This is a genomic window from Tenacibaculum sp. HL-MS23 (assembly GCF_032463465.1).
GTDB lineage: Bacteria > Bacteroidota > Bacteroidia > Flavobacteriales > Flavobacteriaceae > Polaribacter > Polaribacter bernardetii.
Genome location: NZ_CP135989.1, coordinates 1,463,164 through 1,475,826 on the forward strand (window position 1 = coordinate 1,463,164; position 12,663 = coordinate 1,475,826).

13 protein-coding genes and 1 pseudogene are annotated in these 12,663 nt (G+C 31.4%); all 14 read right to left on the reverse strand.

Annotated elements, in window-relative coordinates; all coding sequences use genetic code 11:
* Positions 1 to 67: 67 nt before the first annotated feature.
* Positions 68 to 1,045 carry a polyprenyl synthetase family protein gene (locus tag RRF68_RS06770; RefSeq protein ID WP_218771375.1) on the reverse strand — a complete coding sequence of 326 codons (978 nt, stop codon included), beginning with the start codon at positions 1,043 to 1,045 and terminating at the stop codon, positions 68 to 70.
* A 24-nt stretch (positions 1,046 to 1,069) separates the two neighbouring features.
* Positions 1,070 to 1,813: a hypothetical protein gene (locus tag RRF68_RS06775; RefSeq protein ID WP_315943878.1), complete on the reverse strand. Its 744-nt coding sequence runs from the start codon at positions 1,811 to 1,813 to the stop codon at positions 1,070 to 1,072.
* Positions 1,813 to 2,853 (reverse strand): 23S rRNA (adenine(2503)-C(2))-methyltransferase RlmN, encoded by a 1,041-nt coding sequence (rlmN, locus tag RRF68_RS06780; protein WP_218771377.1) that lies wholly within the window; start codon positions 2,851 to 2,853, stop codon positions 1,813 to 1,815. The genes RRF68_RS06775 and rlmN overlap by 1 nt, the downstream gene beginning before the upstream one ends.
* Positions 2,854 to 2,923: 70 nt before the next feature.
* On the reverse strand, positions 2,924 to 3,973 hold the full coding sequence (queA, locus tag RRF68_RS06785; RefSeq protein WP_218771378.1) for a tRNA preQ1(34) S-adenosylmethionine ribosyltransferase-isomerase QueA: 1,050 nt from the start codon (positions 3,971 to 3,973) through the stop codon (positions 2,924 to 2,926).
* 64 nt (positions 3,974 to 4,037) lie between these two features.
* A complete protein-coding gene (locus RRF68_RS06790; protein ID WP_315943879.1) occupies positions 4,038 to 5,270 on the reverse strand; it encodes a 3-phosphoshikimate 1-carboxyvinyltransferase in 1,233 nt (410 codons plus the stop codon).
* 66 nt (positions 5,271 to 5,336) lie between these two features.
* Entirely contained in the window at positions 5,337 to 5,609 is a 273-nt protein-coding gene (locus tag RRF68_RS06795) for a hypothetical protein (protein ID WP_315943880.1), read from the reverse strand.
* Between the two features lie 3 nt (positions 5,610 to 5,612).
* Positions 5,613 to 5,861, reverse strand: coding sequence for a hypothetical protein (locus RRF68_RS06800; protein WP_315943881.1), 249 nt, complete (start codon positions 5,859 to 5,861; stop codon positions 5,613 to 5,615).
* A complete protein-coding gene (locus RRF68_RS06805) occupies positions 5,862 to 6,188 on the reverse strand; it encodes a nucleotide pyrophosphohydrolase (protein WP_218771382.1) in 327 nt (108 codons plus the stop codon). It abuts the gene before it with no gap.
* A gap of 93 nt (positions 6,189 to 6,281) precedes the next feature.
* Positions 6,282 to 7,499, reverse strand: coding sequence for an MDR family MFS transporter (locus RRF68_RS06810; RefSeq protein ID WP_275316555.1), 1,218 nt, complete (start codon positions 7,497 to 7,499; stop codon positions 6,282 to 6,284).
* 342 nt (positions 7,500 to 7,841) lie between these two features.
* A pseudogene (locus RRF68_RS06815) lies at positions 7,842 to 8,590 on the reverse strand (cyclase family protein).
* Between the two features lie 7 nt (positions 8,591 to 8,597).
* Positions 8,598 to 9,776: a radical SAM family heme chaperone HemW gene (gene hemW, locus RRF68_RS06820; RefSeq protein ID WP_315943882.1), complete on the reverse strand. Its 1,179-nt coding sequence runs from the start codon at positions 9,774 to 9,776 to the stop codon at positions 8,598 to 8,600.
* Positions 9,777 to 9,782: 6 nt separating this feature from the next.
* Positions 9,783 to 10,337 carry a crossover junction endodeoxyribonuclease RuvC gene (ruvC, locus tag RRF68_RS06825; protein WP_260586291.1) on the reverse strand — a complete coding sequence of 185 codons (555 nt, stop codon included), beginning with the start codon at positions 10,335 to 10,337 and terminating at the stop codon, positions 9,783 to 9,785.
* Positions 10,338 to 10,629: 292 nt separating this feature from the next.
* The gene (locus tag RRF68_RS06830) at positions 10,630 to 10,812 is read right to left on the reverse strand and encodes a GIY-YIG nuclease family protein (RefSeq protein ID WP_315943883.1); all 183 of its coding nucleotides are present in this window, start codon (positions 10,810 to 10,812) and stop codon (positions 10,630 to 10,632) included.
* A gap of 187 nt (positions 10,813 to 10,999) precedes the next feature.
* A complete protein-coding gene (gene ade, locus RRF68_RS06835; RefSeq protein WP_315943884.1) occupies positions 11,000 to 12,622 on the reverse strand; it encodes an adenine deaminase in 1,623 nt (540 codons plus the stop codon).
* Between the last annotated feature and the right edge of the window lie 41 nt (positions 12,623 to 12,663).

Below are 12,663 nucleotides of genomic sequence, written 5' to 3' on the forward strand. Positions count from 1 at the left end.
AAAAAAAGCCTCGATAATTAATTATCGAGGCTTTTTATTTTTTATAAAATTTTACACTGTTACTAATTTAAATCTTACGTTCTACAACATAATCAATCATTTGTTGCAGTGAGCTTTTGTATGCTGATTCCGGAAAGTTATTTAATATTGCTAATGCCTTATTTTTATAACTATGCATTTTAGTTGTTGCATACTCTAAGCCGCCATTCGTGTTTACAAAAGCTATAACTTCTTTTACACGTTTTTTATTAGTGTTATGCTTTTTTACAGAGTTTATCAACCAAGATTTTTCTTTTTTAGAACAGTTGTTTAAAGTGTAAATTAAAGGAAGGGTCATCTTCTGCTCCTTTATATCAATACCTGTAGGTTTTCCTATTTTATCTTCAGTATAATCAAATAAATCATCTTTAATTTGAAAAGCAATTCCAATATACTCTCCAAACTTTCGCATTTGCTGCACAACATCATTACTTGCTCCTACTGATGCCGCTCCAATACCACAACAAGCAGCAATTAAAGTTGCTGTTTTCTGTCTGATAATTTCAAAATAAATTTCCTCGGTAATATTTAGTTTTCGTGCTTTTTCTATCTGTAGTAATTCACCTTCACTCATTTCACGCACTGCGATAGAAATCAGTTTAAGAATATCAAAATCTTCATTATCAATCGACAATAATAAACCTTTTGATAATAAAAAATCACCTACTAAAACGGCTATTTTATTTTTCCAAAGTGCATTTACAGAGAAGAATCCACGGCGACGATTACTATCATCTACAACATCATCATGTACTAAAGTTGCGGTATGAATTAACTCAACTACAGAAGCTCCTCGATAAGTTCGTTCGTCAAAACCACCATCAGAAACCATTTTAGCTACTAAAAAAACAAACATCGGTCGCATTTGTTTTCCTTTTCGACGAACAATATAATACGTAATTCTATTTAATAAGGGAACTTTTGATAACATCGAATCTTTGAACTTAGTTTCAAAGAGTTCCATTTCATTTTTAATAGGAAGTTTAATTTGTTCTACTGGCTTCATTGTTTATCAAAAGTAAGATTTTTTTTAGTTTTCAATAGCTCTAATTCTTTTTAATCTAGCCCAAGCTAATTTATGCCTTCTTTTGTAAAAAGACATAGTTCCTCTGTCTAATCCGTAATAAAATAAACAAATTCCCGAAGGCGGGTTTCCACTTGGCAAAAACTCAAAAGTATTAAACGCAATTTTTGGCCAAGACCAAGTATTTAATGAGGTTCCTATAAGTTCTGCATACACAACTACAACATACATTGTTAAATAAAACAATTTTTCTTTAGGATACTTTCGTAATGAATAGAAAACCAGAAGTGTCATAACAAAGCCAAAGACATCTTTTTTAAATACTAAAAAAACGAATGCATATACAGCTATGAAGATGGTTAGAAAAAGGTTTATTTTTTTTGCATTTAATTTTACTTTAGATTTTTTTGAAAAGCTATATACTCCTAAAAACACTAACGCATGTCCAAAAGGAATATAATGTGGTACATTATACAACCTGTATGAATACATCCCTAAAATTAATGAAAAAAAGTATTCTCCAATTACGCCAATAAATAATGCATAAATAAGTTGTTCTCTAGTTCTTGATGTGCCTTTATAATAACAATAAATAAAAACTAAAATTACACAGACAGTATTAATCCATTGAGAGTGTTCAAAATAATTTTTTGAAAAATAACCACTATCAAAAAACAACCCTAAGAAAAGGATAAAAAGAATCCAGCCCAAAGACTGGAACGTTTGACCTAATAGGGTTTTTGAATTCATTACGATTTATTAGCTAATTGTCCACAAGCTGCATCGATATCTTTTCCGCGAGAGCGACGAACATTTACCGTAATATCATGCATTTCTAAGTTCGATATATAATTGTTGATTGCTTCTGGGCTAGCTTGTTGAAACTCTCCATCGTCAATAGGGTTATATTCTATTAAATTAACCTTACAAGGAACGTATTTGCAAAACTGAATTAAGGCATTAATATCCTCTCTTTTATCGTTAATTCCTCCCCAAACTACATATTCGTACGTAATCATTCTCTCGGTTTTCTCGTACCAATACTCTAACGCTTCTTTTAAGTCTTTTAAAGGAAAAGTAGCATTAAACGGCATGATAGACGTACGAACTTCATCAATAGCTGAATGCAATGAAACAGCTAAGTTAAACTTCACCTCATCATCTGCCATTTTTTTAATTATTTTAGGAACGCCTGATGTAGAAACTGTAATACGTTTAGGAGACATTCCTAAACCTTCTGGAGACGTAATTTTATCGATTGATTTAATTACATTATTGTAATTCATCAATGGCTCTCCCATTCCCATAAAAACAATATTAGATAGTTTTCTATCATAATACAATAGGCTTTCTTTGTTAATGGCTGCTACTTGATCGTAAATTTCATCTGGATTTAAGTTTCGCATTCTTTTTAAACGCGATGTTGCGCAGAAACGACAATCTAAACTACAACCAACTTGGCTAGAAACACAAGCAGTTGTTCGTGTTTTTGTTGGTATTAAAACAGATTCGACCACTAAACCATCGTGTAAACGAACTGCATTTTTTACAGTACCGTCTTTACTACGTTGCATATTATCAACCTGAATATGGTTGATAACAAAATTTTCGTCTAGCATTTTACGAGTGTCTTTCGATAAATTGGTCATATCATCAAACGAATGTGCCGATTTGCTCCATAACCATTCATATATCTGATTACCCCGAAATGCTTTATCTCCGTTTGCTACAAAAAAATCACGTAATTGTTCTTTTGATAATGCGCGTATGTCTTTTTTCTTAACTTCCATTGGGTGCAAAAATACATAAAACCTCACAAGTAATCTTGTGAGGTTTTATAATTCATTTAAATCTATACTATTATAAAATCAACATCGCATCTCCGTACGAGTGAAATTTATATTTTTCTTTAATTGCTTCTTGGTATGCTTCCATCATAAAATCGTGTCCTGCAAAGGCAGAAACAGTCATCATTAATGTTGATTTTGGTGTATGAAAGTTTGTAATCATACAGTTTGCAACACTAAAATCAAATGGAGGAAAAATAAATTTATTTGTCCAACCGTCAAATTCCTTTAACTTACGCTTAGATGTAATTGCAGATTCTGTTGCTCTCATTACAGTTGTACCAACAGCACAAACTCTTTTCTTTTTATCTAAAGCACTGTTAACCATATCTGCAGTGGCTTGCGTTACATTAATCTTTTCAGAGTCCATTTTATGCTTCGATAAATCTTCTACCTCAACAGGATTAAAAGTACCTAAACCTACATGTAACGTAGTTTCTGCAAAATCTACTCCTTTAATTTCTAAACGCTTCATTAAATGTTTAGAAAAATGTAAACCTGCTGCTGGTGCTGCCACAGCTCCTTCATGCTTTGCGTAGATTGTTTGGTAACGATCTTCATCTGTCGCCTCTACCTCACGCTTTATATATTTAGGCAATGGTGTTTCCCCTAACTTTACTAATTTTTCTCTAAACTCTTCGTAAGGTCCGTCGTATAAGAAACGTAAAGTTCTACCTCTTGATGTTGTATTATCAATAACCTCAGCTACTAAACTTTCGTCATCACCAAAAAACAATTTGTTTCCGATTCTTATTTTTCTTGCTGGATCTACTAATACATCCCACAAACGGTTTTCAGCATTTAACTCACGTAATAAAAACACTTCAATACGAGCTCCAGTTTTTTCTTTATTCCCGTACATACGAGCAGGAAAAACCTTTGTATTGTTTAGCATCATTACATCTCCTTCATCAAAATAATTGATTAAATCTTTAAATAATTTATGTTCAATTTTTTGAGTATCTCTGTGTAACACCATTAAACGTGCTTCATCTCTATGCTCTGATGGATATTCTGCTAATAATTCATCTGGTAATTCAAAACTAAAATTCGATAACTTCATAAATCTTTTTTTCGTATGTGCAAATATACGATTTGGACATAGGCCTTGTCAAGTGATTCTCCTTTTATTTTCCTTTAATCGTTTCTATTCCTACTTGTTGCATATCTTTCCAAAAATTACGATACGATTTCGTTACCACTTCGGCTTCTAAAATAACAATTGATATCTTTAATGCTAACGGTGCAAATGCCATTGCCATTCTATGATCGTTATAAGTAGCAATCTCAATATTTTTTTTAATTTCTTCGGATGTTTTTAAGTGCAAACTTTCGTTGGTTACAGATATATCTCCACCTAACTTCGTTAATTCTTCTTTTAAAGCCTCTAACCGATCGGTTTCTTTTATTTTTAAGGTGTGTAAGCCTGATAAATCACAAGCAATTCCTAATCCAAAACAAGTTACTGCAATTGTTTGAGCAATATCTGGCGCATTTTTCAAATTCTCCGTTAAAATGGCTGTATTATGTAGTGCTTCTTTCGTTAAAACAATGGTATTTTCTTGAAACGTAGTTACAACTCCAAAATGATTATAAATTCTTGCTAAGCAATTATCTCCTTGTAAACTATCTTTTTTATAGGCTGATAATTTTACAGACGATCCTATTTCACTCAATGCAATTAACGAATAAAAATAAGAAGCAGAACTCCAATCTGATTCTACTACGATATCTTGAGTAGAAACTTCAGATTGGTTTATAATAGTAATAATATTCCCTTCAAAACTTGCAGAAACACCTATTTGATGTAACAAGGTTAATGTCATTTTTATATACGGAACAGAAGTAATATTTCCTTTCAATTCAATTGTTAATCCGTTTTTTAAACTCGGTGCAATTAACATTAAAGCAGAAATATACTGACTACTTACATTACCATTAATAGCAACTTTAGCTATCAATAATTCTTTCCCTGTAATTTTTATTGGCGGATAGCTGTCTTTTTCTAAATACTCAATATCAGCTCCTAAATCGCGCAGCGCATCTACCAAAATTTTGATTGGTCGATTATGCATTCTCTCGGATCCTTGTAAAACTTTCACAGCATCTTTTTTACTTGCAAAAAAAGCAGTTAAAAAACGCATTGCAGTACCTGCATGACCAATATCTGCAATTTCATTTTCTGACGACAACGCTTCTTGTAAATGATGTGTATCATCAGAATCTGATAAATTATGAATTGTAATATTCGGATATAATTGTTGTAAAATTAATAACCTGTTAGATTCACTTTTTGAACCCGAAATAGTTATTTCGGTATTAATTTTAGTACCTTTTTTTGTTGCTAATTGTAAGTTCATTTATTTAGACTTCCTTATTTTATATCGATTGAAAATCGACTTTTGATATTGAATTTAACATTCATACTATTTATTTTCCCAAGCATTATTCCAGCCTTTTCTTACAGCATGAAAAATTCTAAAAAAGAAACCAAAAACGAAAGCTTGAATTAAAATTCTTCTCCAATCGAAAGCTATTCCTTCAAATAGCAAACTTGCAATAAAATTGGTGATAGCAAACATTAAAAACAATACTGGAACGTAAATTAACACATATTTAATTAATGATACTTTGTGAATCAATTCCGTTTCTTCGTTAATATTTTTATTTAATTTATCTTCTAGCTTCTCTAAACCCATTATCTATTTTGTTCTTTTATTTACCACATATATGGCATAAAAAATACTAACAGTTACTTTGGTTAACCAAAAACGTTTCCATTTTCCTTCTGAAAAATTAATAGTATGTACAGTTTCAAAATCCGCAGAAAACAAAGCGCCTCCACTATTTACTAATAATGAAAATATTGCGACAACCACTAAAAAAGGAATACCCACTTTAAGTACATTAATCCAAAAAGATCCTTTTTGTATATTTTTAATAAGACTCATCTATTTTAATTTTTCGTTGTTGTGATGACGATCGTGATCACGTTTTGTTTTTATATCTAATTTTTTATCGAAAGCTTCCTGAAGGTTTATGCCTGTTTGATTTGCCAAACACAAAACTACAAACATCACATCTGCTAACTCTTCTCCTAAATCTTTATTTTTATCGCTCTCTTTTTCACTTTGTTCTCCGTAACGGCGCGCAATAATTCTTGCTACTTCTCCTACTTCTTCTGTTAATTGTGCCATGTTTGTTAATTCATTAAAATAACGAACTCCATGATTTTTAATCCAATTATCAACTTCTTTTTGAGCGTCTTGTATATTCATTTTTACTTCAGAGTTTAAAATTCAAATATAAATATTTCTTTTGGGCTAATTAATTCGCCAAGGCGGATTTTTTCTATTCTTTCCTGCTTTAACTTAATTTAATCCTTCTAACTTTTCTTTTTTTACAACGCTGCTTAACATCAATAAGAAAAACAACCCTATTACCGACATAAAAGTAATAATCCACCATGTTTTATCAAATCCCAAAGCAGCTACTAATTGCATTCCTGAATTATGTCCAAAAATATGTGCCAAAGAAAAAGCAATACTATAATATGCCATATATTCTCCTTGATTTCCCTTTTTTGCACGCTCCATTACAAAAGCATTAGAAAACGGGAAAGCAATCATTTCGCCAATAGTCATAAATAACATTCCTATTACTAAAATACCAATCCAACCTGTTAAGTTTAGTACTAAAAAACTTATCCCTGTTAAAAATAAACCTACAAACATTAAGCGTTCTTTTGAATACTTACTTTCTTCTAACCACTTAATTAATGGCATTTCCAATAAAAAGATTAAAAAACCATTCATTCCCATTAACAAACCAATCTCTAACTCAGATAAATCATGAACGTTTTCATAATACAATGGCATTGTTGAAAAGTATTGTAAAAACACAAATCCGAAGATAAACATCGCTACAAAAAACACCCAAAAAGCCTTGTCAGAAAATACCGAAACCGGATTATCAACTTTCACCTCATCTAAAACTTTTGCCTTTTTAGGATTCAACACTTTTATAAGTAATAACGTTGCTAGAATACACGTAATACCATCAACCCAAAACAAACCACTATAACTTAAAGTAGTAATTATAATTCCGCCAACTGCTGGCCCTGCAGAAAAACCTAAGTTAATTGCCAAACGGATTAAAGTTACCGAACGTGTTTTATTTTCTGGCTTACTGTAAGCACTTAAAGCTACAAACATTGCGGGCCTAAAAGCATCAGCTACTAACATCACCAAAAAGATACCAATACAAAAACCGTAAAATGTAGTTACAAACTGCAAGGCTAAAAACATTAAACCGGTTAAAAACAAACTTGTTTTCATTACTTTGTACGAACCTATTTTATCAGTTAGCTTTCCTCCTAGCCAAGATCCTAATACAGAACCTAAACCAAAACAACTCATAATCCAAGCTACATCTTTTAGTGTGAAGTCTAAATCTTTGGTTAAATACAATGATAAAAACGGAATTACCATCGTACCTGCTCTATTTATTAGTGTAATTAGAGCAAGCCACCAAACTTCGGTTGAAAGCCCTTTAAACGTCTCTAAATAATTAAAATATAGTTTTTTCATACTGTTTGGTTTAGTAGTTATTGGTGCTCTTAAAAACAAAAAAATCCGACTGTGAAGTCGGACTTTTTATAATTGATATATTTTATATTTGAATAATTATAATACATAAGTAGCCCGACATGTTCCGTATCTCACGGTCCATTTACATTGCTTATATGTATTAAAAATTGCCATTTTAGTATTAATTGAAACGTAAAACTATAAAAAAAAGAAATAGGTTTTACAAAACACTATTTTAAAACCTTATTTCATATTGATTCTAAATAAATTACTCTTAATTACTTGTTCGTTTCAAAGTAGTTCTCGACTCCACTCGAACTGACAACTATTATAAATTTATTCTTATTGAATTTTATACAAAATAGGTTTACTTGGAGTTGCATCATTTTCAAAAGGGGCAATCATTAAATTTAAAAAATATGCTCCGTCTTTTATTGATTCTTTTACATAGATAAATTCTGTAATAGTTGCATCAAAACGAATTTCATTTGCGGTATTCCAAAAAGCATTGTGCGCTAATAATTTACCTTCATCTTTTTCTTTATCTACCGAAGGTAAATCTATTAATAAATGCTTCACTCCTATTTCTTTTAAATAAGCAGCGGCTGCTTCTAATAAGTAAGGCGGGTTTGTATTTGAATAACGAGTGCTTGTTTTTTTATCAGAATTTGGGAATGTTCTAATAACAATGGCTTCTCTTACTTTATTTTTTAAAATTGCTTGTAATTGTTCTTTTGTAATTACAAAATCTCCATCCTCTAACTCCTTTGGTGTAACTGTAATAACCTCAGCTAAAAAAAGAATTTATTTAGGTTTTTATTTACTGAATGTACTTTTTCTGTAATATGCCCAACACACTCGGTATGTGTTATGTGCGCATGCGGATTAAAAGAAATATTGTTAAAATTAACATCTGCTCCTTTAGAAACACTACCTATCCAATCACCTTCTTTTACTGGCTTAATTTCTGGTTCACCAACATACCATGCATTTATATTTTCTTTTAAAACATCTATTGAAATAGAAATATCTAAAGGTTTTGATAAATCTATTTTATGTTTTTCTGAATTGTAAGTTATCTCTGCAATCATGTTTTTATTATTTAATTATAAATAATTCTGAAGCTAAACCGTCTGCCAAAAACTTTCCTTTTGGTGTTGTTTTTAATACCCTGTCGTCATTACGAGGAGATAACGACGAAGTAATCTGATTAAAACCTAAAGATTGCTCCGTTTCTCTCGCAATGACGAGTAAACCTTCATCTATAAACTTTTTTGACGAGATTAATAATTGCTCTTTAAAATCTTCATCAATTTTATTTAACGATACGCCCCAAATAGTTCGTAAGCCTGTCATTAAATATTCGTTAAACTGATCTTCTTTTGATAATTCTTCTACTTCATTCGGAAGATTACCTTGCTGAAGTTCCTTTATATATTTTGCGTTATTAGCGACATTCCAACTACGATGCGTTTTACTAAACGAATGCGCAGACGGACCGATACCAATATATTTTTTACCCAACCAATAACTTGTGTTGTGTTTCGAAAAGTAATCCGCTTTTCCGAAATTTGAAATTTCGTAATGTATAAATCCGTTTTTAGCTGTTTCTGCTACTAAAATATCAAAATGTTCTTTTGCTACCGTTTCATCAGGTGCTGGATATTTTCCTTGACTAATAAAACTAGCCATTGCTGTTTTTGGCTCAACTGTTAATGCGTAGCTTGAGATATGATTCACGCCAAAACCGAACGCTATTTGTAAATTCTCTTTCCATCGTTCGTTACTCATATTCGGAACACCGTAAATTAAATCGACCGTAATATTATCAAAATGGCGGGTCGCCATAGATAAACATTCTTTTGCCTCTTTAGCCTTATGCGCACGATTCATACTTTTTAAATCTTCTTCAAAAAAAGATTGCACGCCAATACTTAATCTGTTTATAGGTGATTCTGCTAATTCTAAAATTTTTTCTTCGGATAAATCATCCGGATTGGCCTCTAAAGTAATCTCAGGGTTTTCAATTACCTTATAATTCTGATGAATTGCTTTTAATAAGGTTTCTATTTCTTCTTTCGATAATAACGACGGAGTTCCGCCACCAAAATAAATAGTTTCTATCGTTTCGTTTGCTAATTCTTCTTTTCTGATTTCAAGCTCTTTTACCATAAACGAAACTAGTTCGTCTTTCTTTTGTAAAGAAGTAGAGAAATGAAAATCGCAATAAAAACATGCTTGCTTGCAAAACGGTATATGTATATAAATTCCTGCCAAATTAAATTACTTTTTAACTCGTTTTTCGTTTTGCTTCACAAAACTTGCCCAACCAGTATAATTTTTACCACCTACAACCCTTCCTGAATTATAATGATGACAAACCGCTGCGGCTAAACCATCAGTTGCATCTAAATTTTTAGGTAAGGTCTTTAAATTCAATAAGGATTTTAGCATTAAAGCAACTTGCTCTTTACTCGATTTTCCGTTACCTGTAATTGCCATTTTAATTTTTAGTGGTGCATATTCTGTTACTGGTATTTCACGTGACAATGCAGCAGCCATCGCAACTCCTTGTGCGCGTCCAAGCTTTAACATCGATTGTACATTTTTACCAAAAAAAGGTGCTTCTAAAGCTACTTCATCAGGTTTATACGTATCTATCAATTCAATTGTACGTTCAAAAATTAACTTTAGTTTTAAATAATGATCGTCGTATTTTTTTAAAATTAACTCATTCATTTGAACGAATTCCATTTTTTTTCCCACCACTTTTATAATTCCGAATCCCATGATAGAAGTTCCGGGGTCAATTCCTAAAATAATTTTCTCTGTCTTCAAATTTTAATTTCTATAAAGCTAAACTAATCAATTAAATAATGATTTTATTAAGTATGGTATAATTCATAAAAACTACTAAGTTTTCAATAGTTAAAAACCTAAACACATATTTTTACCTATGCTGTTTACTCTTGTCATTCCCGAGAAATCGGGAATCTAAACTAATCTTTCAAAAAGTTATCAAACCAATCGCTAGAAAGGTCTTCCCACTTTTTATTTTCCTTTTCTATCAATTCAACTTTCCAATTTCGATTCCATTTTTTTAGTTGTTTCTCTCTTGATATCGCTTCTTCTATGCTTTGAAACATTTAAAATACATCAGTCTATTTACATTATATTTTTGTGTAAAACCTTTTTCAGCACCCTTTTTGTGTTCAAATACTCTTCGTTGTAAATCATTTGTTACACCAATATATAAAGTACCTCTTATCTTACTTGCTAAAATATAGACATAATATTGATGATTTGTTTTCATTTATTTACACGCTATAGATTCCCGATTTCTCGGGAATGACAAATAAAAAATATTTTTAGTGCTATTAATTACTAAGATAGTATTTAAAAAAAACTATCAATATTAATTTACCCCAAGAACTCTATTAAACAGGAATATTTATATAATGATCAACATTAAAAAACAGCATTAAAACTTCTTTAATAGATTACTGAACTTCTAAAGAAGTAAACTTAAATGTATTTCCGTCAAACAATCCTTTATCAGATAATTTTAATGCCGGTATTACCAACAATGCCATAAAAGACAAACTCATATAAGGTGCTCGTAATTTACTTCCCATTTGTTTTGCCATTGCATCTAATTCTGCATACGCTTTACCTATTTCTTCTGCGGGTTTATCAGACATGATTCCCGCTACAGGTAATGAAACTATTTTTTCTTCGGATGCCGTTACTGCACAAACTCCACCTTTATTAGCTATCAATAAATTTACGGCCTTACATATAGCTTCATCAGAAACACCAACTGCTATAATGTTATGAGAATCGTGCCCAACTGAACTAGCTATTGCTCCTTCTTTTAATCCGAAGTTTTTTATAAATGCGATTGATGGCTCAGCATTTTTATAACGATTTACAACCGTCATTTTTAATACATCAGTTTCTGTGTTAGAAACTAAATTACCCTCTTTTATCAAAGCATCAGCTTCAACTTCATTGGTTACTAGTTCACCATCTAGTGCTTCAATAACTCTAATTTTTGTTGCGGTAGATTTAAATTCAAAATCAACTACCTCCTTTTTATCTGTATTAAAATTATTCAACACTTCGAAAGGAACTGACTTTACAAACGACTTTCCGTTTTCAGCAATCAACTCTCCGTTAATATAGGTTTGTAAAACATTAAAACTTTTTAAATCTTTAACTACAATAAAATCCGCATCATCCCCTTGTTCTAACAAACCAACATCTAAATTATAGTGTTTTACAGGATTTATACAAGCTGCCTGTAAAACTTTAAAAACATCAATGCCTTTTGCTACCGCACGCTCACATAACTCATTCAAATGACCTACTAATAAATCATCTGGATGTTTATCATCAGAGCAAAACATCATATTTTCGAAATGCTCAGGTAATAAATCAATCAATGCTTCGAAATTTTTCGCAGCACTTCCTTCACGAATAATTACTTTCATTCCTTTCTGAAGCTTTTCTAAAGCTTCATCATAACTAAAACATTCGTGGTCGGTAGAAATTCCTGCCGATATATATTTTGTAACATCATCACCTCTTAAACCTGGCGCATGACCGTCAATAGGTTTATTATTATTTTTTGCATGCTGAATCTTTTTTAAAACCTCTTCATCATCAAACAAAACCCCAGGATAATTCATCATTTCTGCTAAATATTTGATATCAGGATTTTCTAGCATCAATTTAATATCCTCAGAATCGATAATTGCGCCTGCACTTTCAAAAGATGTTGCGGGTACACAACTTGGTGCACCAAAATTAAATTTTAACGGAACTTTCTTTCCGTTTTCAATCATAAAATCTACTCCTTTTACCCCTAAAACATTTGCTATTTCATGCGGATCAGAAACAGTGGCAACCGTACCATGAACAACTGCTATTTTAGCAAATTCTGAAGGTACTAACATTGAACTCTCAATATGAATATGTGCATCTACAAAACCAGGAATAATATAATTCTCTACAGCGTTATTTTTTTCCCTTACTGCTGTTATTTTTCCGTTTTCAACCTCAACTTCTCCTTTGTAGATTCGTTTGTTTTGTATGTCAACTATATTTCCTTGTACAATCATGCTATTAGTTTTAAAGCTACAAAAATAGGTAGTATTTACGC

Coding starts and splice junctions, on each gene's coding strand:
- RRF68_RS06770 (WP_218771375.1), bottom strand. CDS start 1,045: ATGAAGCCAGTAGAACAAATTAAACTTCCTATTAAAAATGAAATGGAA.
- RRF68_RS06775 (WP_315943878.1), bottom strand. CDS start 1,813: ATGAATTCAAAAACCCTATTAGGTCAAACGTTCCAGTCTTTGGGCTGG.
- rlmN (WP_218771377.1), bottom strand. CDS start 2,853: ATGGAAGTTAAGAAAAAAGACATACGCGCATTATCAAAAGAACAATTA.
- queA (WP_218771378.1), bottom strand. CDS start 3,973: ATGAAGTTATCGAATTTTAGTTTTGAATTACCAGATGAATTATTAGCA.
- RRF68_RS06790 (WP_315943879.1), bottom strand. CDS start 5,270: ATGAACTTACAATTAGCAACAAAAAAAGGTACTAAAATTAATACCGAA.
- RRF68_RS06795 (WP_315943880.1), bottom strand. CDS start 5,609: ATGGGTTTAGAGAAGCTAGAAGATAAATTAAATAAAAATATTAACGAA.
- RRF68_RS06800 (WP_315943881.1), bottom strand. CDS start 5,861: ATGAGTCTTATTAAAAATATACAAAAAGGATCTTTTTGGATTAATGTA.
- RRF68_RS06805 (WP_218771382.1), bottom strand. CDS start 6,188: ATGAATATACAAGACGCTCAAAAAGAAGTTGATAATTGGATTAAAAAT.
- RRF68_RS06810 (WP_275316555.1), bottom strand. CDS start 7,499: ATGAAAAAACTATATTTTAATTATTTAGAGACGTTTAAAGGGCTTTCA.
- RRF68_RS06830 (WP_315943883.1), bottom strand. CDS start 10,812: ATGAAAACAAATCATCAATATTATGTCTATATTTTAGCAAGTAAGATA.
- ade (WP_315943884.1), bottom strand. CDS start 12,622: ATGATTGTACAAGGAAATATAGTTGACATACAAAACAAACGAATCTAC.